The sequence below is a fragment of the Accumulibacter sp. genome (assembly GCF_031732815.1).
Classification (GTDB): domain Bacteria; phylum Pseudomonadota; class Gammaproteobacteria; order Burkholderiales; family Rhodocyclaceae; genus Accumulibacter.
In genome coordinates this window covers 50433-70102 of the sequence record NZ_JAVMKF010000304.1, presented here as the reverse complement: position 1 = coordinate 70102, position 19670 = coordinate 50433, and the positions used below count along the sequence as shown (strand labels likewise).

The window sequence follows — 19670 nt, the reverse complement described above, 5'->3', positions numbered from 1 at the left end:
TTGCCGGCACCGCAGCGCAGGTGGTCGATACGCGCAAGACGGTTCCCGGCTTGCGCCTGGCGCAAAAATATGCGGTGCGCTGCGGCGGAGGCGGCAACCACCGCCTTGGACTCTACGACGGCATTCTGATCAAGGAAAACCACATCCTTGCCGCGGGCAGCATCGCCGGTGCAATCGATTCGGCGCGGCGGGTTGCCGAGCAGGCGGTCGATGCTTGTCAGTTCATTCAGGTCGAAGTCGAGACGCTGACCGAGTTGCAGCAAGCGCTCGCTGCCGGGGCGACGATGGTCCTGCTCGACAACATGACGCTCGACCAGATGCGCCAGGCGGTGGCGCTCGCTGGCGAGCGCGCCGTACTCGAGGCGTCGGGCAACGTCAGTCTAGACAATGTACGTCAGATCGCTGAAACCGGTGTACATCGGATTTCGATCGGTGCGCTGACCAAGGACGTGCACGCGCTGGACCTGTCGATGCGCTTCCAGGTCTAGCTTGGCGTGCCAGCGACGCGCGGATGGCCAGCCGACCGACGCTGCGGCAGCCGCTGATCGCCGGCGCCGCGTGGCGGGTGCGGGAAATCCGCCGGTGACAAGCTGGCGTTGCTGCGCTTGCCGGTCGCGCCTTTGCAGCTCCGCCGGCGTGCTGCTGGGCAGGCGGCAGCCGCGCTCGTCGGCGCCGGTCGGCGTCAAGGAAGAAAGGGTTGTCTGATGCTTTTCGCGCTGTTCTACATTCTGGCCATTTCGATTCTGATCATGCATTTCACTGGCTTTCTGGCACGCCACAAGCTTGAATGGCTGGTCCTGGTGCTCGCCGCGGCGGTCTTTCCGGCAGTCATCTATCTCAGGTGACAGACGTCCGGATGAGATGGTCGAACGCACCGAGTGCGGCACGCGCTCCCTCACCCATGGCGATGATGATCTGTTTGTAGGGCACGGTCGTCACATCGCCGGCAGCGAAGACGCCGGGTAGCGAGCTTGCTCCGCGCGCGTCGATCTCGATCTCGCCGCGTGGCGAGAGGTCGATCGTTCCCTTCAGCCAGTCGCTGTTCGGAAGCAAGCCGATCTGTACGAAAACGCCTTCCAGATCGATGCGTTGCTTCTGGCCGCTCGGCCGATCAGTGTACACCAGGCCATCGACCTTGCCACCAGTGCCGGTGACTTCATTGGTCAGGGCTGACGTGAGGACCTGCACGTTGGGCAGACTGAACAACTTCTTCTGCAGGACGGCGTCGGCGCGCAGCATCGCTTCAAATTCGATCAACGTCACGTGGGCGACGACGCCAGCCAGATCGATCGCCGCCTCGACGCCAGAATTGCCGCCGCCGATCACGGCAACCCGCTTGCCCTTGAACAAGGGTCCGTCGCAGTGCGGGCAATACGCGACGCCGTGGCCGCGGTATTCCCTTTCGCCGGGAACATTCATCTCACGCCAGCGGGCGCCAGTGGCAATGATCACCGTCTTGCTGCGCAGCGTTGCACCGCTCGTCAGGCGTACGGTGTGCAGTCCGCTGGCATCCGCCGGCAACAAGGCCGCCGCCTGTTGCAGGTTCATGATGTCGACTTCATATTCGCGCACGTGCTGTTCCAGTCCGGCGGCGAGGCGCGGTCCGTCGGTTTCCTTTACCGAGATGAAGTTCTCGATCGCCAGCGTGTCGAGTACCTGTCCGCCGAAGCGTTCGCTGACGACGCCGGTACGGATCCCTTTGCGTGCCGCGTAGATCGCGGCCGCCGCTCCGGCTGGCCCACCGCCGACGATCAGCACGTCGAAGGGCGCGCGCGCCGTAATCCTTTCCGCTTCGCGTTGCTGGGCGTTTGTGTCCAGGCGCCCGACGATTTCCTCCAGCGTCATCCGGCCCTGGCCAAAGTGTTCGTCGTTGAGCAGGACGGTCGGTACGCCCATGATCTGGCGCGCCTCGATCTCGTCCTGAAAGAGCGCGCCGTCGACCATCTCGTGACTGATCCCCGGGTTGACCACCGCCAGGAGGTTGAGTGCCTGGACGACTTCCGGGCAGTTATGACACGAAAGGGAAATGAACGTGGTGAAGCGGAACGTTCCCGGGATGGCCCGGATCGTCGCGAGCAGTTCGGCATCCGCTTTCGGCGGGTGGCCGCCAGTTTGCAGTAGCGCCAGGACGAGCGAAGTAAACTCGTGCCCCATGGGGATTCCAGAAAAGCGAATGCGCGCTGCTTCGCCCGGCTGGCCGACCGAGAACGACGGTCGGCGGTCTGCCGCAGCGTCCTGTCGCAGGCTGATCTTCGGTGAAAGCGCAGCGATCTCCTGCAGCAGCGTCCACATCTCGTCGGCTTGCTCGCTTTCATCGAGGGCCGCGATCAACTCGATGGGCCGCTGCAGCTTTTCCAGATAACTGCGCAGTTGATTGGCGATGTTGGCGTCCAACATGTCTGTTTTCCTTTACGAGTGGCGTGAAAAAGGGGCCGGCAGGCGGCTCGCCCGCGCGGCCCCTTTGCGCTGCAGCATTCGCCGTGCTGCCGGAACGCTTCCGGCAGCACGGACGCAGCGCGCTCAGATCTTGCCGACGAGGTCCAGCGACGGCTTCAGCGTCGTTTCGCCCGGCGTCCACCGGGCGGGGCAGACTTCACCCGGATGGCTGGCGACGTACTGCGCGGCCTGCACCTTGCGCAGCAGTTCCTTGGCGTCGCGGCCGATTCCGAGGTCATGAATCTCGCAGACCTTGATGACTCCTTCCGGGTTGATCACGAAGGTGCCGCGCAGCGCCAGACCCTCTTCTTCGATCATGACGCCGAAGTTGCGCGTGATCGTTCCGGTGGGATCGCCGATCATCGGGTAGCGAATCTTCTTGATCGTATCCGAGGCATCGTGCCAGGCCTTGTGCGTGAAATGCGTGTCGGTCGATACGGCATAGACCTCGACGCCAATCTTCTGGAAAGCGTCGTACTGATCGGCCAGGTCGCCCAGTTCGGTCGGGCAGACGAAGGTGAAGTCAGCCGGGTAGAAGACGACGACCGACCACTTGCCTTTCAGGTCAGCGTCGGACACCGGAGCAAACTTTCCATTGTGGAACGCGGTTGCCTTGAAGGGCTTGATTTCGGTATTGATCAAGGACATCGTGAGCTCTCCTTTGAGTTCAGTGAAGGAAACGAATCGTCATGCGACGGAACGCATCGTAGTCGAGTTGCGATAATTGTTCCAATTGATTCTGGTAATTCGTCAGATAGCGGCTGGCTATCGGTACGTCCGCGCGCGCCGGATACCGTCGTCGCCTCGGGGCGCGCTATCGGTTCAGTGTTTCCAATGAGTTGTTGCCATTCTCATCCGCCAGTGGGCCTTCGTCCTTGAACAGTGCCATGTCGCGCACGTTCTTCTGAACGGCGACTGAGGCAAACAGGCTGAGCAGGAAGGCCATCGCGTAGAAGCCTTTCTCGCTCATTGCCAGCGTCACGTTCCACAGACCGGCGGTGAGCAGGAGAATCGCCATGCCGACCGCCAGCCAGGCGAGGCCGAAATAGAGGTTGGTTACCGGAATCCCTTCCAGGCGGTCGCGCACCGCCTTCTGCAGCGAGACGGCGGCGAATAGCCCGAACATCAGAACGGTAAAGTAGTAGCCCTTTTCATATACCGGCATCTCTGCATTCCAGAGCCCGGAAATGAACCCGGATGCGCCAACCAGCAAGGCCAGCCAGGAGGCACCGATGAATGCTGCCGTGGGTTTCTGCGGCTGTGGTTTCATATTCTGCCCCTCAAGGGTTTCGCTGCGTCAAGCGATGGTGAACAACGTCGCGTCCATTGCGCACGCTGTTTTCTCCTTATAAAGGAAGGGGTTCAGGTCGTCAAGGGGCGGGCGTTCGGGGTCTCGCCGTCGATCATCGCGCACCGCGTGCTCGCCTGCCGGGTCAGCGAATTCGTTCTGTTTCGCGGTTTGGCGCGCGGCCGCTGGTTTGCCAATTCCTGCCGGCGATCACGCCAGGCTCTTGCCGTGATCCGCGCACAGTCGTTACCATGGCTCGATGAGCAATCGATACGTTCCGCGGGGCTGAAATGTGTGCCAACGCCTGGCTGCAAGGGCGCGGCGTGAGCGCGTCGCTGGTGCGCGCGATGATCAGCGGCCCGCCAGTCCCTGGCGTTCGTTCGCTGCCTCGTGCCATGGTTCCGGCTTGCCAAGCCGAGCTGTGCTGGCGCTTGCCTGCCGTGTCGGTCTGCGCGGCAGTTACGCCGCTGGTTGTCGGTGCCTTCGCCCATGCCGCCTGAAGCCAGCGATCCGCAGCCCGCCCAGGGCAGGGAGGCGCCCCGGCGGCGCGGCGCGGCCGGTCAGACGCCGGCCTTCGGCGATTGCCTGGTCAGCGATCGGCGTCGGTTGGGCGCGCTGGCGCGCGATCTTCGGCACGTTTTCGGGGTCCGCCGGGAGACCTTGCTGGCCGAGCGCGAGACTCTCCTCGCGCGCTCGCGCAGTGCCTTTGCCGAGCGTCGCGCGCGTTTGCCGAAGCCGGAATTTTGCGATGATCTGCCGGTCAATGCCCGGCGTGACGAGATCGCCGCACTGATCGCCCAGCAGCAGGTGGTCATCGTCTGCGGCGAGACCGGTTCCGGCAAGACGACGCAGATCCCCAAGATTTGTCTTGCACTTGGGCGCGGGGTGAGTGGGCTGATCGGGCATACGCAGCCGCGCCGGATCGCCGCGCGCAGCACCGCGGCGCGGATCGCCCACGAACTGCATAGCGAACTCGGCCGGCTGGTCGGCTACAAGGTGCGTTTCAGCGACCGCAGCGCGCCCGAGGCCTACCTCAAGCTGATGACGGACGGGATTCTGCTGGCGGAAACGCAAAGCGATCCCTGGCTGGAGCAGTACGATACGCTGATCATCGACGAGGCGCACGAACGCAGCCTGAACATCGATTTTCTGCTCGGCTACCTCAAGCAGTTGTTGCCGCGGCGGCCCGATCTGAAGCTGATCGTCACCTCGGCAACGATCGACGCGGAGCGCTTTTCCCGCCATTTCTCCGGCGCTCCGGTGATCGAGGTTTCGGGGCGGCTGCATCCGGTCGAGTTGCGCTATCGACCGCTGGATACGAGCAACACGGGCGAGGCGAACGCAGGCAACGACGAGGAGCGCGACCTTTACCAGGCGATCGCTGAGGCGTGCAGCGAGCTGCATCGCGGCGGACCGGGCGACATTCTCGTCTTCCTTCCCGGCGAACGCGAGATTCGCGAAGCGGCCGAAGTGCTGCGCAAGCAGCATCCGCCGCATACCGAAATCTTGCCGCTTTTTGCCCGGTTGTCGGCCGAGGAGCAGGGACGCATCTTCAAGCCGCACGTGGGCTCGCGCATCGTGCTGGCGACGAACGTCGCGGAGACTTCGCTCACCGTGCCGGGGATTCGCTATGTCGTCGACAGCGGCCTGGCGCGCGTCAAGCGCTACTCGTATCGCTACAAGGTCGAGCAACTGCACATCGAGAAGATCGCGCAGGCGTCGGCGAACCAGCGCGCGGGACGCTGCGGGCGGGTCGCCGCTGGGGTCTGCATCCGCCTCTACGACGAGCCCGAGTATCTGGCCCGAGCGCTCTACGCCGAGCCCGAAATCCTGCGTTCATCGCTCGCCGGCGTCATCCTGCGCATGAAGGCCTTGCGTCTGGGCGCCATCGAGGAGTTTCCCTTTCTCGATCCACCACCGCGCAAGGCGGTGGCCGACGCTTACCAGTTGCTGCTCGAGCTCGGAGCAGTGAATAGCGAGTACGCGTTGACGCCGATCGGTCAGGCATTGGCGAAGATTCCGCTCGATCCGCGTCTGGCGAGGATGGTCGTGGCGGCACGCGACGAAGGCTGCCTGCGCGAGGTGCTGATCATCGCCGCCGCGCTGAGCGTCCAGGACCCGCGCGAGCGGCCGCAGGAGCGCCAGGGAAGCGCCGATGCGGCGCACCGGCAACTGGCCGACGAGCGCTCCGAGTTTCTCTCCTGGCTCAAGCTCTGGGACTGGTATGACAACGAGATCGAACATCGGAAGTCGCAACGCAAGCTGCACGCCGCCTGCCGCGAACGCTTCCTGTCGCCGCTGCGCATGCGCGAATGGCGCGACATCCACGCGCAGCTGCACGCCTTTGCCGCCGAGCAGCAATGGCGGGAAAACCAGTTGCCGGCGACCTACGAGGCGATCCATCGGGCGCTGCTTGCCGGTCTGCTGGGCAATATTGGCTGCAAGTCGGAAGATTCTGCGCTCTATCTGGGCGCGCGTGGAATCCGCTTCGCGATTCATCCCGCTTCGGCGTTGCAGAAGAAGGCCGGCAAGTGGATCGTCGCCGCGGAGATCAGCGACACGACGCGACTTTATGCCCGTTGTGTCGCGCGCATCGAAGCCGAGTGGCTTGAACGCGTCGGTGCGCATCTGCTGAAGCGGAGCTGGTTCGACCCGCATTGGGAAAAGTCGGCCATGCAGGTGGTCGCTTTCGAACGCGTCACGCTCTACGGGATCGTCGTCGAGCCGCGCCGGCGGGTGCATTTCGGTCCGCTCGACCCGGCGGCGGCGCGCGACATCTTCATCCGCCAGGCGCTCGTCGCCGGCGAGGTCAGTCCCGAATACGCACGGCGCTGGGGCTTCTTCACGCACAACCAGCAACTCGTCCTCGACATCGAGATGCTTGAACACAAGTCGCGCCGGCCCGATGTCCTGGTGGACGATGAACTGATCGTTGCCTTCTACGATCGCCTGCTGCCCGTCGGCGCCTACAACGGTGCGAGCTTCGACGACTGGCGACGGGACGCCGAGCGCGAACACCCGCAGTTGCTCTACCTGCAGCGCGCCGACCTGATGCGGCACGAAGCGGCCGGGGTCACGACCGAAACTTTCCCGCACGCGTTGCGCATCGCCGGCAACGAGTACGAGCTCTGCTATCACTTCGAGCCCGGCAGTCCACGCGATGGCGTCACGCTGACGCTGCCGCTCGCCCAGCTCAATCAGCTTCCGGCGGCGCGCTGCGAGTGGCTGGTGCCGGGCTTGCTGGCACAAAAGGTCGAGCTTCTGTTGAAGACCTTGCCGCAACGGATTCGCGCCAAGCTGGTGCCGCTGCCCGCCTTTGCCGGCGAGTTCGTCGCCCGGGTCGAGCCGGCTGACAAACCTCTGCTCAGCGCGCTGATCGGCTTCATTCTGCAGACGCGCGGGCTGAACGCGCGTGGCTGGGAGATTACCCCCGACGCCTTTCGTCCGGATGCCTTGCCCGCCCACCTGCAACTCAATTTCCGCCTGGTCGACGACGGCGGGCGACAGATCGGCATGAGCCGCAAGCTGGCCGAGTTGCGCAGCGAGTGGGGCCGGGCGGCGAAGGACGAGTTTTGCCAACTGCACGAAACCCCGGGCGAGTACCGCCGGATGGCCGATTGGGTCTTCGGCGAACTGCCGGAAATGGCCGAGACGGTCGGCAGCGGCGGCCAGCCGACGGTCGGCTATCCGGCGCTGGTCGACGAGGGCGACAGCGTTTCACTGGTCGTTTTCGATTCGCTGGAAGAAGCGCAAGGCCAGCACCCGGGCGGCTTGCGCCGACTCTGCATGCTGCAGTTGCGCGACCAGGTGCGCTATCTCGAAAAGAACCTGCCGGGCTTGACCCAGATGGCGATGCAGTTCATGGTGCTGGGAACGCTCGACGATCTGCGCCGGCAGTTGATCGAAGTCACTTTTTCCCGCGCCTGCCTGGGCGAGCCGTGGCCGACCGACGAGGCCGCTTTTCGCCGGCGCTGCAGCGAGGCGAAGCCACGCCTTGCCTTGCTGGCGCAGGAGATCTGTCGGCTGGTCGGGCAAATCCTCGGCGAATGGCAAATGGTGCAGAAAAGGCTGCCCGCGTGTCGGGCTTACCGCAGCGTGCTGCAGGATGTCGAAGAGCAACTCGGGCGACTGATCGGCAAGCGCTTCATCGCCGACACGCCGTTCGTCCGTCTGCAGCACTACCCGCGCTATCTGCAGGCCATCGCGCTGCGCCTCGACAAGCTGAAGGCGGCCGGCGCGCCGGGCGCTGCGCGCGACGCTCGCTTGTTGGCCGAGTATGCGCCGCTCTGGGCCAACTACCAGCGGCGCGCGACGCTGCGCGCCAAACAGGGCGTCCGCGAGCCGCAACTCGAACAATTTCGCTGGCTGCTCGAGGAGTTGCGCGTGCAGCTCTTTGCCCAGGAACTACGCACGCCGGTACCCGTTTCGAGCAAGCGTTTGCAGAAGATGTGGGAGACGCTGTGAGCGCGACCCCTGCCACCCACGAGAAAGGAAATTCGATGACCTTCGGAGCCCTGATCATTGGCGACGAGATTCTCTCGGGGAAGCGGCCTGATCGCCACTTTTCCGCCATCGCAGAACTGCTGGCGGCGCGTGGCCTGCGCCTGTCGTGGGTCGAGTATCTGGGTGACGAGCGCGCGCGCATCGCGGCTACGCTGCGCCGCAGTTTCGCGGCGGGGGACATCGTTTTCAGCTTCGGCGGCATCGGCAACACACCCGACGATCACACGCGGCAGGCAGCGGCGGAGGCACTGGCCGTCGACCTCGTCGTGCATCCGGACGCCGAGCGCGAAATCCGCGCCCGTTTCGGCGACGAAACGACCGCCGTTCGCCTGCTTCTCGGCACCTTCCCGCGCGGCGTCGACATTGTGCCCAATCCGTTCAACCGGATTCCCGGCTTCCACGTGCGCCAACACTACTTCCTACCGGGTTTTCCGCAGATGGCGCATCCGATGGCGGAGTGGGCGCTGGACAGCTTCCATGCCGACCTGTTTCCTCGCCAGCCAAAGGTCGAGAAAGCGTTTCTGTTGACCGGCGCCAATGCCTACGAAAGTGCGCTGCTCGACTTGATGCAGAGTATCGTTGCCGACTACCCGAGCCTGCGGCTGTTCAGCCTGCCGTCGATGGGCGACGATGGCCAGCGGCGGCATCTCGAGCTGGGCGTCGAAGGTGAGCCGGCGCTGGTCGATCGGGCGATGGACAGCATTCGGCAGGAAGTGGAACGGCGGCAGATTGTCTGGCAGTGGCGCGCTTGACCGTGCGCCGGCCGGCCAAGCAAAAACCCCGGCGAGTGCCGGGGTTGGTCAGGCGTGACGCGCTGCGCGAACGGCCTATTTCTTGGGCGTCAGCGCTGCCGCGGCTTGGGCAGTTGCGCTCGTCGCTGCCTTGACATTGGTGTCGACGATGTCGGTCATCTGCTTGGCCATCTGCGAGATATTCTCGAAAGCGGTGGTCGAGGCGTTCATCATCTGCTTCATTGCGGCGCCGAAAACTTCGCCGCCGACCGGGCTGGCAAGGCCCGTCTTCTCGATCAGGCCGGAAGCGTTATGGCGCACGTTGTTGTACTGTTCTTCCATCACCGTGGTGATTTCGCGCTGCATGTTGGCCGCCAGTTCGTACAGGTTGCGCGAGTACTCGAGCAGCTTGTCGACGTTCGGCCGGGCAACCGATGCGGCAACATCCTTCAGATCTTCCGGGCTTCTGACGTTCAGCAATTGCTGAGCGCCGCTGGTGCTGGAATTGAACAGCTCGCGACTGGCCGCGAGGTTGAGCGCCGACAACTGCTCCAGGCCATGAAAAGCGGTGCGAACCAGCGTCATCATGACCTGGGCGTTGGCTTTCTGGCTCTGAGCCAGTTGTTCGAGATCGATATTGCTCATGAGTCTCTCCGTGAATGACAAGCGTGACCGGACTTACTTCTTGACGCTGGCAGCCGTTGCACCGACCGCCTTGACCGTTGCGTTGGTCGCCGCGGCGACGTTCGCTTCGGCGATTTCGGCAACCTGCTTGGCCGCTTTGTTCATGCTGTCGAAAGCTGAAGTGGCGGCCGAAATGGCCGACTTGACCGCTGAAACGGCGACATCGGAGCCGGCCGGCGCGTTCTTCGTTGCCTTCTCGAGCAGCGCCAGCGTTTGCTTCTGGAACTCGGCGAACTGCGCTTCGAGCAGTTTCGACATTTCTTCCTTCGACTGCGCGGAAATCTCGTAGACACTGCGCGTGTAGGCGACCGCCTTTTCCAGGCTGGGTTGGGCAAGAGAAGCCTGCACGGCGAAGAATTCCTGCGCATCCTTGGCGCCGAGCATCGCTTTCGCATTGGCAACGCCGTCTTCCAGCATCGAGCGGGCGGTGTTGAGGTTCAGCGCGGCGATACGCTCAGCGCTTGCCAGGGCGGTATTGGCAAGGGTCAGCATGGCGTCAACGGAAGCCTTGTTGGCGGCGGCGAATTGCTCGGGGGTGGTGAACATGGTCAATCTCCTTAAGAAAAGAGGCACAACACAACAACGGCAGGTCTCGTTTGCCGATGCCCGAATCAGGGGCCAAGTTCTTTGCTGCACTGCACCATGACGGCGATTATAGACCTCTTCTGCCGCTTGTCAAGCCTTTTTTGTGCGCCGCACAAAAAAGGGTATGCGGTTAATAAAAAGGACTATCCTGTCCTTGTCCGGACTTTTTATTGCGGCAAAGCGGGATGTTGCTGCGCGACAATACCGGCCGCCTGGCGGCCCGCGTCGGTCTAATCGCTTCTGGGCGCTACGTTCGTGGCAGGCTTGAGGAGCAAGGGCTCAGCCTTCTGGGTGCCAGGGGCCGCCTCCGCCTTTCCCTTGCTCTTTGGCTGAATGACTGCCCGCACGCGGGCTGGACTGCCTCCGCCGGCGTTCTTTGCTGCACCACCGGTCGTTGCCAGATAGGATTCGTTCAGCCCATCGTAGGAGATATACTGGCCACGCACTTCGTCGAGCCCGCTGCGTACCCAGGCACGATTGAAGAACTCGGCCTTTTCGCTGCGTGCATCGTACTCGATGCGCTCGGCTTCGCCTTCGATGTATTCGTCGCGACCGTCGCGCTTCTGCCGAAATCGCGCCAGCCCGTTTGACCCGCCCGTTGCCGTTCCTTTCTGGAAGCCATCAGCATCCTGCGTGACGACCAGGTGGTTGGTCCGGATCTCGATCGTTCCCTGAATCAGGACGACCCGTCCTTCGAGGACCTGGACCTTCTTGATGTCGTCTATGCTCATCCGGTCCGCTTCCAGGTGGATCGGCTTATCGCGATCGGCGCGCTCGGCGTGCGCTGGCAAGGCAAGGGCGAGCAAGAGACACGAGGCGAGGCTGGCACAGTAGTTGATTTTCATGTTGATGTTTCTCACTTGACCCTATGGCTGTCGATCAGCCCGTTGACCTGCGCTTCGAGGACGAAGGTTCGCAGCTTGTTGTCGACCTGCATCCCGACTCCCTGAATCGACGATTTTCCCTGAGTGATCACCACTTTGCTCTTGGTAAAAGCCTTTTCCTCGTCGGGCAGGACGGTCAGTTCGGTGGTGCTGACCAACAAGGCCTCATGCTTGCCGTCAGCCTCGCGGTGGACTTCGACATCCTCACGCAGGTCGACGCGCTCGGCTTGCGAGGTGAGACGGCCATGCGCCGCTTTGACGGTCAGTCGCGGCCTTCCGGGCTGCACGTGGACCAGCGTTGGTTTGATCAACTCGGTCGAGTCGTCGTCCGGATAATGGCGCAGTTCCTCGGCAAACAGCGTGTGGCGCAGCATTCCCGTCTTGTCAAGCTTGCGTACCGTGACCTCGCTGACGATATAGTCCGGGTCGTGACGGTGCTTGCCGTCGGAATGGGTATCCGGGAATTCGGTGGCGTAGCGTAACCAGAAAGTCAGCGCGGCCAGCGTGAGCAGGATGCTCAGCGGCAGGACTGCCGTACTCCATTGTTTCACTGGCGGTCCTTCGGCAGAAACGGGGCCCAGGCGGCGGCCAGCTTGTCCTGCGCCGCGAGGATGAATTCGCATGCTTCGCGTACGGCGCCGCGGCCGCCAGCGCGTGCCGTGGTCAGTCGCGCATGCTGCCTGACGATGGCCTGTCCGTCACTCGGCGTTGCCGAGAAGGCACAGGCGCTCATCACCGGCAGGTCGATCAGGTCGTCGCCCATGTAACCGGCTTCGGCCAGGCCGAGGCCGACTTCGTCGAGCAGTGCGCGCATGACTTCCAGCTTGTCGTGAACGCCTTGAAACAGATACGGGATGGCAAGATCCCGCGCACGCAGCTCGACGCAAGGCGCGCGTCTGCCGGTGATGATGGCAACGCCGATTCCCGCCTGCTGCAACAGTTTGAGGCCCAGCCCGTCAAGCGTATTGAAGGCTTTCAGTTCGATTCCCTCGTCGCTGTAGATGAGCGAACCGTCGGTCAGCACGCCGTCGACGTCAAAGGCCATCAATCGCACGCGGCGCGCGCAATCGACCGCGTGCGTGTGTCTCGCGACCTGCCTCATCTAGATCACCTTGGCCTGGAAGAGATCATGCATGTTGAGCGCGCCGAGCAGCCGGCCGCTGCCGTCGACGACGGGCAACTGGTTGATCTTGAATTGCTCCATCATCTCCACTGCCTCCACAGCCAGTTTGTCCGGGCCAATCGTGTACGGCCGCCGGCCCATGATGTCGGCAGCGGACAAGGTGCGCAGATCCAGGTTGCGCGCAAAGGCGCGGCGCAAGTCACCGTCGGTCACGATGCCGATCACCCGTTGCTGCTCATCGACGACTGTCGTCATGCCGATGCCGCCACGCGACATTTCAAGGATGGCTGCCGACAGCGGCGTTTCCGGATATACGTGCGGTGTAGCCGGGCCGCTGCGCATGACATCGCGTACATGCGTCAGCAGGCGCCGGCCGAGCGAGCCGCCGGGGTGCGAACGGGCGAAATCCTCGCGCCCGAAGCCGCGCGCATCAAGCAGCGCAACGGCCAGCGCGTCACCCATTGCGAGCGCTGCGGTCGTGCTCGCGGTCGGTGCCAGGTTGAATGGGCAAGCTTCCTGCGCGACGGCTGCGTCGAGATGAACATCGGCGGCGAGCGCCAGCGACGATCGGTCGTTGCCGGTCATGCTGATCAGCTTGCCGCCCTGGCGCTTGACGATCGGTACGATGGTCAGCAGTTCGGCGCTCTCACCGGAGTTCGACAGGGCGATCAGCACGTCATCGCGCGTGATCATTCCGAGGTCGCCATGACTGGCTTCCGCCGGGTGGACAAAATACGCCGGAGTTCCGGTGCTGGCCAGCGTCGAGGCCAGCTTGCGGCCGATGTGGCCCGACTTGCCGATGCCGCTGACGACGACCCGTCCGCGGCAGTTCAGGATGAGCGCCAGCGCGTCGAGGAATGCTCCGTCGAGCCGCTCGCTCAGCGCCAGTACGGCCGCTGCTTCGATGCGCAGAACCTGGCGGGCAAGGTCGAGTGCCTTGGCTGACGGCAAGGGTTGACTCATGAGCGTGCGGCGCGTGTCATCCGACGAGTATAGCAGAAGCCTCTGGCTGCCTGATCCCGAGCCCGTCCTGCCGTGATGCCCGGTGTGCTCGGTCGAGCGCGCAAAGAAAAGCTGCTGCACCGGTGGGGCAGCAGCTCGTGCGGGGCAAGCCTGACTCGCGTGCGCAACGCGAGTCGGCGCAGACGGTTACGGTTGGCTTAGGGCTGGTTTAGGGCTGGCGCATCGTGTCCCGCGTCAGAACCCGGCGCAGACCGTGTACGACGAGCCATCGACGATGGCCGCGGTGGCGACCGCCGCAGTGCCACGGGCTGCCGTGTCGAGAACGGCGCGCACCGAGCCGGTTGCCGTGTTGCCGTCATCCATCGTCGAATCGATCTGTTTGACGTAGCGCCCGAGAATTCCGCGCGAGCAGACGAAGAACGAGCCGCGCATGGCCTGGATCCAGGGAGCCGCGGCACCGGCTGCGTTGACGCCGCTCTCGATACCGACGAAGCCGCCATCGGCGTTACGCATCCGGTAGCCGACATCGGTCAGGACGGTCGGACCGCTGGCCAGATTGGCCAGGCGTACGTGTTGCCAGAAGAGAGAGCTTTCCTCGGTGGCGACTCCGGTTCCGGTGGCGCCGCCCGCGTTCCAGTTGCCGTCGATGCGGCCGTTGTTCTGCGCGCACAGACCGGCTGCGGCGGGTGCGCACGGGGTGGCCGCGGCAGCGGCGCCGAACGCGTCGGTGAGCTGCGCCGCCGTCTGGTCGCCCGGGAAGGCCTTGAAACGATCCTGGTAGGCATAGACCAGACTCGAGACGGTGCGGAAATCATTCACCATGTTCTTGACTTTGGCGCTGTTGATCAGCTCCTGGCCCTTCAGGACCCCGCCCAGAAGCAGGCCGATGATGACGAGTACAATGGCAATTTCGACCAGGGTGAAGCCCGACTGCTGTTTGCGCAACTGGTTCATCTTCTTCTCCGTATTGTTTCGAGACATCGTGACCCGCACAAAGGAGCATGTTCCATGCCAGCCTTGGCAGGCAGATTGAGCCCCGCAAGAAGCGGCATTTGTCCATATTCCGACACTCGTGTCGAGAGTCCGACTGCCTTCGCCGTGTGCACTATGTCACATTCGGGTCGTACCGGGCGCCGCGCGTGACCGCTCTGCAGCAGTTGGGGACGGCCCTGCACGAACGCCAGCGCTGGCTCGTCACGGCCTTGCTCGCGCTGCTCCACTTGGCCCTGGTCAGCCGTGCCGATGCTGCGATCAGCCTGTTGTGCTGGTTGGTCGACGTCGGGCTGTTCATTCTCTGGCAGCCCTTCGTCTATGCCGAGCGCAAGATCGATCTGGGTGGGCTGACGGTGATGGCACTCGTCCTTGGTGGCGGCATCATCTGGTATGGCGACTGGCTGCTGATCGTCTGGGTGGTCATGCTCGCCGCCCTGGTCGGTGGACGTGTGATGTTCATCGATCATCGACCAACGCGCGTCTTCTATCTCGCCGCCTTTGCCTACCTGTTGGCTGCTCTGCTTTTCGAACTGGTCCCGCGCGCCGTGCCCGAGAGCACGCAATTGGGGCCGTCGCTCGATCGAGAGTTCGCCTGGGGGATGCCGGTGGTTCTGCTGCTGATGACCCTGCTGCCGTTTTCCGGCGTCAGCGACCGGTGCAGCGGTGGCATGATCGACCTGTTCTACAGCCTTTTCATCTTTCTGTTGATCGCTGTTCTGGTCCTCGGCAGTCTGGCTTTCATGCTCTTCGAAGGGATCAGCTACCTGGCGGCAGTGGTCGATACGCTGCTCGCCATGGCCGCCGTCCTGTTCCTCATCGGCTGGGCCTGGAACACCCGACCGGGCTTTACCGGCATCGGCGTCTTCTTTTCACGCTACTTGCTGAGCATTGGCCTGCCGTTGGAAAACTGGCTCCATCGTCTGACTACGCTGGCCGCGCAGGAGATCGATCCCGATAAGTTTCTCGCGCAGGCGCTGGCTGAGATGCTCGATCTGCCCTGGGTGGCAGGTGGCGCATGGAGTGCCGGGGCGCGCCGCGGGACCTTCGGCAGTTCGTCCCGCTTCAGTCATGATTTCGCCAGCCAGCCCCTGCATTTGAGTCTGTACACGCGGCACCGCCTCAGCCCGGCGCTCGTCTGGCATTTTCACCTGCTCGCTCGTCTGGCCAATGAGCACTATGTGGCGAAGTTGCGCGCACGCGAACTGCAACAGCTTGGCTACATGCGGGCGATTCACGAAACGGGTGCGCGGCTGACGCACGACGTGAAGAATCTGCTGCAGTCGCTCAACAATCTGTGTTACCTGGTGCAGGCGAGCCGGGACGACGGCGAACGCTGCGACCTTATCCTGCAACGGCAACTGCCGCAGATCACGCAGCGCCTGCAGCATGCGCTGAACAAGCTGCGCCAGCCGCACAGCGAGCCCGGCGGTCTGCTGTCGGCAGAACTATGGTGGCGGATTCAGCAGCAGCGCTACGCGCATTCGCCGGTCGGCTTCACGGCAGTCGACTTCGCCCGCGATGCTCTGGTGCCGGCCGTGCTCTTCGACGCGGTGCTCGACAACCTGCTGCACAATGCGCTCGGCAAAGCGAGCCCCGGCGGCGATCTGCACGTTCGCGTCGTGCTTACCGCGGACGCGTCGCTGCTTAGCGTCTGCGACAACGGTGAACCGATCGGTGACGAAGTGCTGGCTGATCTGCTGCAGGCGCCGGTAGCCTCGGCCGGCGGTCTGGGAATCGGTCTTTATCAGTCGGCGCAGGAAGCGGCCAGCTGCGGTTTTTGTCTGCGCTTGGCGAGCAACGTTCGCGGTCGCGTCTGTTTCGAGCTGCGCCGCGCATCCAGGCCCGTTGGCGATGATTGCTGCACCATTGCTCAGCCCTGATCGTCGGCCGGCGTGCGGCGACCGATCAGGCCGTAAACAACCATGTTTCCCTTGCCCTTGACCTGAATCGCGCGCGGTTCGTGAAAGGCGAAGTCCTGGTGCAGACACTGATAGCTGCGCGCGTCGACCTGAACGATACCCGGAATTGCTTCGCTGGTCACTCGGCTGGCGATGTTGACCGTATCTCCCCACAGGTCATAGATGAACTTCTTCTTACCCACGACGCCGGCAACCACCGGGCCGCTGGCGATGCCTATGCGCACCGCCAGGCGCCGGTCGTTGATGCTGAAGTCGTGCTGCAGGACCGAGCAGATGGCGAGCGCCATGTCGGCCAGTGCGGCAAGGCAATTGCCGCTTCCGTCAAGGCCGCCGGCAACCATGTACGCGTCACCAATCGTCTTGATTTTCTCCAGACCGAAGCGCTCGGCCAGTTCATCGAAACAGGAAAAGATCTTGTTCAGCATGGCGAATACCTGCTGGGGTGTGAGTCCTTCGGCGACCCGGGTGAAGTCCACGATGTCGGCAAACATCACCGAGACCTCCGGGAAGCCGTCGGCGATCGGCTGATCGCTGTTCTTCAGACGTTCGGCAATCGCCCCCGGCAGAACGTTGAGGAGCAGTCGCTGCGAACGCTCCTGCTCACACTGCAACAGGCGATGCGCTTCGCGCAGGCGCTCCTGCACGCGGTGCTTTTCGCTGTCGGAGTGGCGCAGCAGGAGATAGATGATGGCCGACATGGCGCCGAAGTTCAGGGCAAAGAAGAACGTGCTGGTCTGCGCCGGAACGCTTTCCGTGTCCGTTGCCCAGGCGTCGATCAGGTAGTACTCCACTCCACCCGAGGCGACTGTCAAGGCGACATAGGCGAGGAACCAGACGACCGACTGGCGTGGCCCGACGAAAATGACCGCACCGATCGGGGCGAGCAGTGCCCACAGGCTGATCCCGCTGGCGTCGGTGAAGCTGCCGATACTCCATTGCGCGACGAAGGGGATGATCAGGAAGAGGCCAAGCTGGGTCGCCCGGAAAACGCGAAAGTTGAGCGTGTGGACGTAGATGAGCAGGTTGCCGACGAGCAGCAACTGAACGCCAAACGGGAGGTTGGAGGAATACTGCGGCCCGATCAGTCGATAGATCAGCAGCCAGACCATCGAAGCCAGTGTGATCAAGCCGGTGGCGAAGAACAGCAGGGACTTCTGCAGCCGCAGGTCATCGGAGTCTTCCGGAGTCGTGCCAGCGCTGCGCAGCCGGGCCAGGAAGGTCGATTGCGGACTCATTACATCGTCAACGGGTGGCGGAGCAGGGCATCGGGCTATTGGACTCCAGAATCCTCGCCGGCGTCAATGCGAGCGAGCGCCGCCGGTTTGCTGTCAGGGCTGGCGGCGGTGGCGCATGCGGTGGCTCACGGCAGCCTGCCGGCTGAGACCATCCGGTTGATCAGAATGAACGGAGAAATCCAGACCAGAATATCGTCGAACTCACCGCCGCCCGCTGGATTGCTCGAAGGCAGACGGGCGAAGAAATTGTTGGTCGGCGGTGTGGCTGCGTTGACGTCCTCGTCGAGATTGGTTGCCGAGCCGTCAGCCAGGGGAGTCCCATCCTCGCGCGTACCCCAGTTGTTCCGGCCATGCGAGAAGACGACGGCCGGCGCGCACGGCGAGCAGCCCCCGGCGCTGCCGATCAGGAAACTGGTGTTGCCGGCTGCGTCGCGTGTCTGCACCCTCTTGTTGCCCGCCGTCGTCAGCGTGAACGCCGCGTTGGCGTAGGCCGGCGTGACGCTGTAACGAATGATCTTGTTCCACGCGTCGCTCTTCTTGACGCCCAAGGTCGTCCACGGGATGAATCCCGTGCACGCCGCGTCGTTTGCACAAGGGGCAGGGTTTTCGAGGCCATCGGCGGCGCTTGTCGCCGGACGCGGCAAGCGGCCGTTGAGCATCGCGAAGCCGTACAGCGCCTCGCGCACGTCGTTGATCTGCTGCTGCGTTTCGTTGTACTGGCGCTGCTCGAGGTGGGCCGACAGCGGCACGATCACGCTACCGAGCAGCAGCCCGACGATGACCAGGACGACGGCCATCTCGACCAGCGAGAAACCCTGCGCGAGCCGCCGCGCGTGTGCCTGGCCGCGGCGAGCGATCATCAGGCCGGGCGGCGACTTCAAGGGACGACGTCCAGCGTGGCGTTGCCGATGGCGATGCGCACGAGGTCGGCGTTCACGCGCTGATAGGCGATCAGCGGCAACCAGGCGTTGTCGCTCAGCCAGGCCTGCGCCGGCATCATGTTCAGCTCGCGGTAGGGCAAGCTGCCGTTCGCCTCGCCATTGTCGGCAAAACCGTCGCCGCCGCTGTCCGCCCAGGGGAACGCCCCTTGCTCGGCGCGGTACCGGCGCAGGCCCGCGGTCGTCGGCGAACCGCGAACCTCGGCGAGAACCCGCCGCTTGACCGGGCGGAAAAGGTCCTCCTGGGTGATCGCCAGGGCGGCATCGTTGAACGTCGGCGACGCGCGAGCTGAGGCGTAGGCAGTGTCGCCGTCGGCGTTTGTGCCGTCGAGATAATCGGCCAGGGCATTGCTCGGCCGCCCGTTCTGGCCGGCGAGCGAACCTCCGGCAGCGAAGATGATGGCCGCAATATTCGGCCTGCCGTCGAGCGAGAGTTGCGCCGTCTGCTGCGCGTTTATCGGCTGCGCGCTCGGGTGGTCACGCAGGTTGGCGGAGAGCGCGTACCACAGACGTTCGCCGTTGCCGTCCAGCGCTTCGGGAATGTCCAGCGTCTTCCACGGCAGGCGGCCGACGTAGGCGCGGCACTGCACACCAGCGAACATCTCGCTGTCGCCGTCGTTGTCGGTGTCCGGACAAGGCAGGCTGCCGGGTCGATTGTCATCGCTGGCAGCGCGCCCGAGGAGCGCTTCTTTCGCCTGAGCAAGAGCGGTGCGCGTCGTGCGGTCGACGGCGCCACGCGCGCTGGTCGCCGATTCGCCGCCGCGCTGCTGGATCACCCAGCTAGAGGCAGCGAGAAAGGCGAGCAACATCAGGAGCAGGAGAGCCGCTCCGTGTTCGCGGCCGTGCGCCGGGTGGCACGGCTGTTTCGGGCAAGCGTGCCCCATCTAGCGCGCAGCGCCTGGTCGGGCGCTGATTCGCCCGCCGTTCAGGCCATCCGTCACCTCGCCCGTCTGCCGGTTGAGGGTGTCGCCGACGCGTGCGCCGACGGTGCGTGCATCGCTCGTGCGGACGACTACCCTGCCCGGATCGGTCGCCTGCGGCCGGATTGTCACCTTGCTCCCAGCTTGCCGTTCGTCTTGCGGGATCCCATTGACCCAGGTCGTCCGCCGACCGCTGCTGCGCAGCACTACGCCGTCGATCGTCAGGCTGGGTTCGGCGGCGACTTCCTTCTGCTCGAGGATATTCATCTCTCGCCGGCGGTCCAACTGCTGTCGTTGCTCGGCGCTGAAGAACAGGCGCCCAAGCGGTTCAGCCGCTGCGCCGGGCGAGCCTGCTGCAAGCGCCAGGGCGAGGGCGAGCCAGCGCCCACCTCGGCTCATCGGAAGGCCTCGGTCAAACGGGTGCTGCTTCTGCCCGTCAGGGGCAATAGCGCGTTGCCATCGGCCTGC

At 64.0% G+C, this 19670-nt stretch carries 19 protein-coding genes; 5 read left to right on the top strand and 14 right to left on the bottom strand.

The genetic code is table 11. The features are described from left to right. Both RKP46_RS18280 and RKP46_RS18275 read left to right on the top strand, forming a co-directional pair. On the top strand, positions 1–488 hold a 488-nt coding region (locus RKP46_RS18280; RefSeq protein WP_409194166.1), incomplete at its 5' end, for a nicotinate-nucleotide diphosphorylase. Between the two features lie 216 nt (positions 489–704). Beyond that, positions 705–845 carry a hypothetical protein gene (locus tag RKP46_RS18275; protein WP_311107950.1) on the top strand — a complete coding sequence of 47 codons (141 nt, stop codon included), beginning with the start codon at positions 705–707 and terminating at the stop codon, positions 843–845. On the opposite strand, the gene ahpF is transcribed toward RKP46_RS18275, so the two are convergent. From ahpF to yiaA, 3 genes are all read right to left on the bottom strand, one after another. Beyond that, positions 838–2397, bottom strand: a complete 1560-nt coding sequence (gene ahpF, locus RKP46_RS18270; RefSeq protein WP_311107949.1) for an alkyl hydroperoxide reductase subunit F — start codon at positions 2395–2397, stop codon at positions 838–840. The two genes, RKP46_RS18275 and ahpF, sit on opposite strands and share 8 nt — an antisense overlap. Positions 2398–2520: 123 nt before the next feature. Then, positions 2521–3084: an alkyl hydroperoxide reductase subunit C gene (gene ahpC / locus RKP46_RS18265; RefSeq protein WP_311107948.1), complete on the bottom strand. Its 564-nt coding sequence runs from the start codon at positions 3082–3084 to the stop codon at positions 2521–2523. Positions 3085–3250: 166 nt separating this feature from the next. Then, positions 3251–3706, bottom strand: coding sequence for an inner membrane protein YiaA (yiaA, locus tag RKP46_RS18260; RefSeq protein ID WP_311107947.1), 456 nt, complete (start codon positions 3704–3706; stop codon positions 3251–3253). Between the two features lie 507 nt (positions 3707–4213). Here yiaA and hrpA point away from each other — a divergent pair. Both hrpA and RKP46_RS18250 read left to right on the top strand, forming a co-directional pair. Beyond that, positions 4214–8188: an ATP-dependent RNA helicase HrpA gene (hrpA, locus tag RKP46_RS18255; RefSeq protein ID WP_311107946.1), complete on the top strand. Its 3975-nt coding sequence runs from the start codon at positions 4214–4216 to the stop codon at positions 8186–8188. A 35-nt stretch (positions 8189–8223) separates the two neighbouring features. Further along, positions 8224–8979: a molybdopterin-binding protein gene (locus tag RKP46_RS18250; protein WP_311107945.1), complete on the top strand. Its 756-nt coding sequence runs from the start codon at positions 8224–8226 to the stop codon at positions 8977–8979. A 75-nt stretch (positions 8980–9054) separates the two neighbouring features. On the opposite strand, the gene RKP46_RS18245 is transcribed toward RKP46_RS18250, so the two are convergent. From RKP46_RS18245 to RKP46_RS18215, 7 genes are all read right to left on the bottom strand, one after another. Continuing rightward, positions 9055–9603, bottom strand: coding sequence for a phasin family protein (locus RKP46_RS18245; RefSeq protein ID WP_311107944.1), 549 nt, complete (start codon positions 9601–9603; stop codon positions 9055–9057). 33 nt (positions 9604–9636) lie between these two features. Further along, on the bottom strand, positions 9637–10188 hold the full coding sequence (locus tag RKP46_RS18240) for a phasin family protein (protein WP_300331631.1): 552 nt from the start codon (positions 10186–10188) through the stop codon (positions 9637–9639). Positions 10189–10457: 269 nt separating this feature from the next. Then, positions 10458–11072, bottom strand: coding sequence for a lipopolysaccharide transport periplasmic protein LptA (lptA, locus tag RKP46_RS18235; protein WP_311107943.1), 615 nt, complete (start codon positions 11070–11072; stop codon positions 10458–10460). Between the two features lie 11 nt (positions 11073–11083). Continuing rightward, positions 11084–11662 (bottom strand): LPS export ABC transporter periplasmic protein LptC, encoded by a 579-nt coding sequence (gene lptC, locus RKP46_RS18230; protein ID WP_311107942.1) that lies wholly within the window; start codon positions 11660–11662, stop codon positions 11084–11086. Beyond that, positions 11659–12213 (bottom strand): phenylphosphate carboxylase subunit delta, encoded by a 555-nt coding sequence (locus RKP46_RS18225; RefSeq protein WP_311107941.1) that lies wholly within the window; start codon positions 12211–12213, stop codon positions 11659–11661. The genes lptC and RKP46_RS18225 overlap by 4 nt, the downstream gene beginning before the upstream one ends. Continuing rightward, on the bottom strand, positions 12214–13197 hold the full coding sequence (locus RKP46_RS18220; RefSeq protein ID WP_311107940.1) for a KpsF/GutQ family sugar-phosphate isomerase: 984 nt from the start codon (positions 13195–13197) through the stop codon (positions 12214–12216). Positions 13198–13431: 234 nt separating this feature from the next. Continuing rightward, positions 13432–14151 (bottom strand): prepilin-type N-terminal cleavage/methylation domain-containing protein, encoded by a 720-nt coding sequence (locus RKP46_RS18215; RefSeq protein ID WP_311107939.1) that lies wholly within the window; start codon positions 14149–14151, stop codon positions 13432–13434. A 185-nt stretch (positions 14152–14336) separates the two neighbouring features. Here RKP46_RS18215 and RKP46_RS18210 point away from each other — a divergent pair, with 185 nt between their 5' ends. Then, the gene (locus RKP46_RS18210) at positions 14337–16070 is read left to right on the top strand and encodes an ATP-binding protein (protein WP_311107938.1); all 1734 of its coding nucleotides are present in this window, start codon (positions 14337–14339) and stop codon (positions 16068–16070) included. On the opposite strand, the gene RKP46_RS18205 is transcribed toward RKP46_RS18210, so the two are convergent. The 4 genes from RKP46_RS18205 to RKP46_RS18190 form a co-directional block, all read right to left on the bottom strand. Continuing rightward, entirely contained in the window at positions 16061–17344 is a 1284-nt protein-coding gene (locus RKP46_RS18205) for an adenylate/guanylate cyclase domain-containing protein (RefSeq protein WP_311107937.1), read from the bottom strand. The two genes, RKP46_RS18210 and RKP46_RS18205, sit on opposite strands and share 10 nt — an antisense overlap. Positions 17345–17469: 125 nt before the next feature. Continuing rightward, positions 17470–18225, bottom strand: coding sequence for a prepilin-type N-terminal cleavage/methylation domain-containing protein (locus RKP46_RS18200; RefSeq protein WP_311107936.1), 756 nt, complete (start codon positions 18223–18225; stop codon positions 17470–17472). Beyond that, positions 18222–19166, bottom strand: coding sequence for a hypothetical protein (locus RKP46_RS18195; RefSeq protein ID WP_311107935.1), 945 nt, complete (start codon positions 19164–19166; stop codon positions 18222–18224). Before RKP46_RS18195 ends, RKP46_RS18200 begins: the two co-directional genes overlap by 4 nt. Beyond that, positions 19167–19601 (bottom strand): hypothetical protein, encoded by a 435-nt coding sequence (locus RKP46_RS18190; protein ID WP_311107934.1) that lies wholly within the window; start codon positions 19599–19601, stop codon positions 19167–19169. Positions 19602–19670 lie beyond the last annotated feature (69 nt).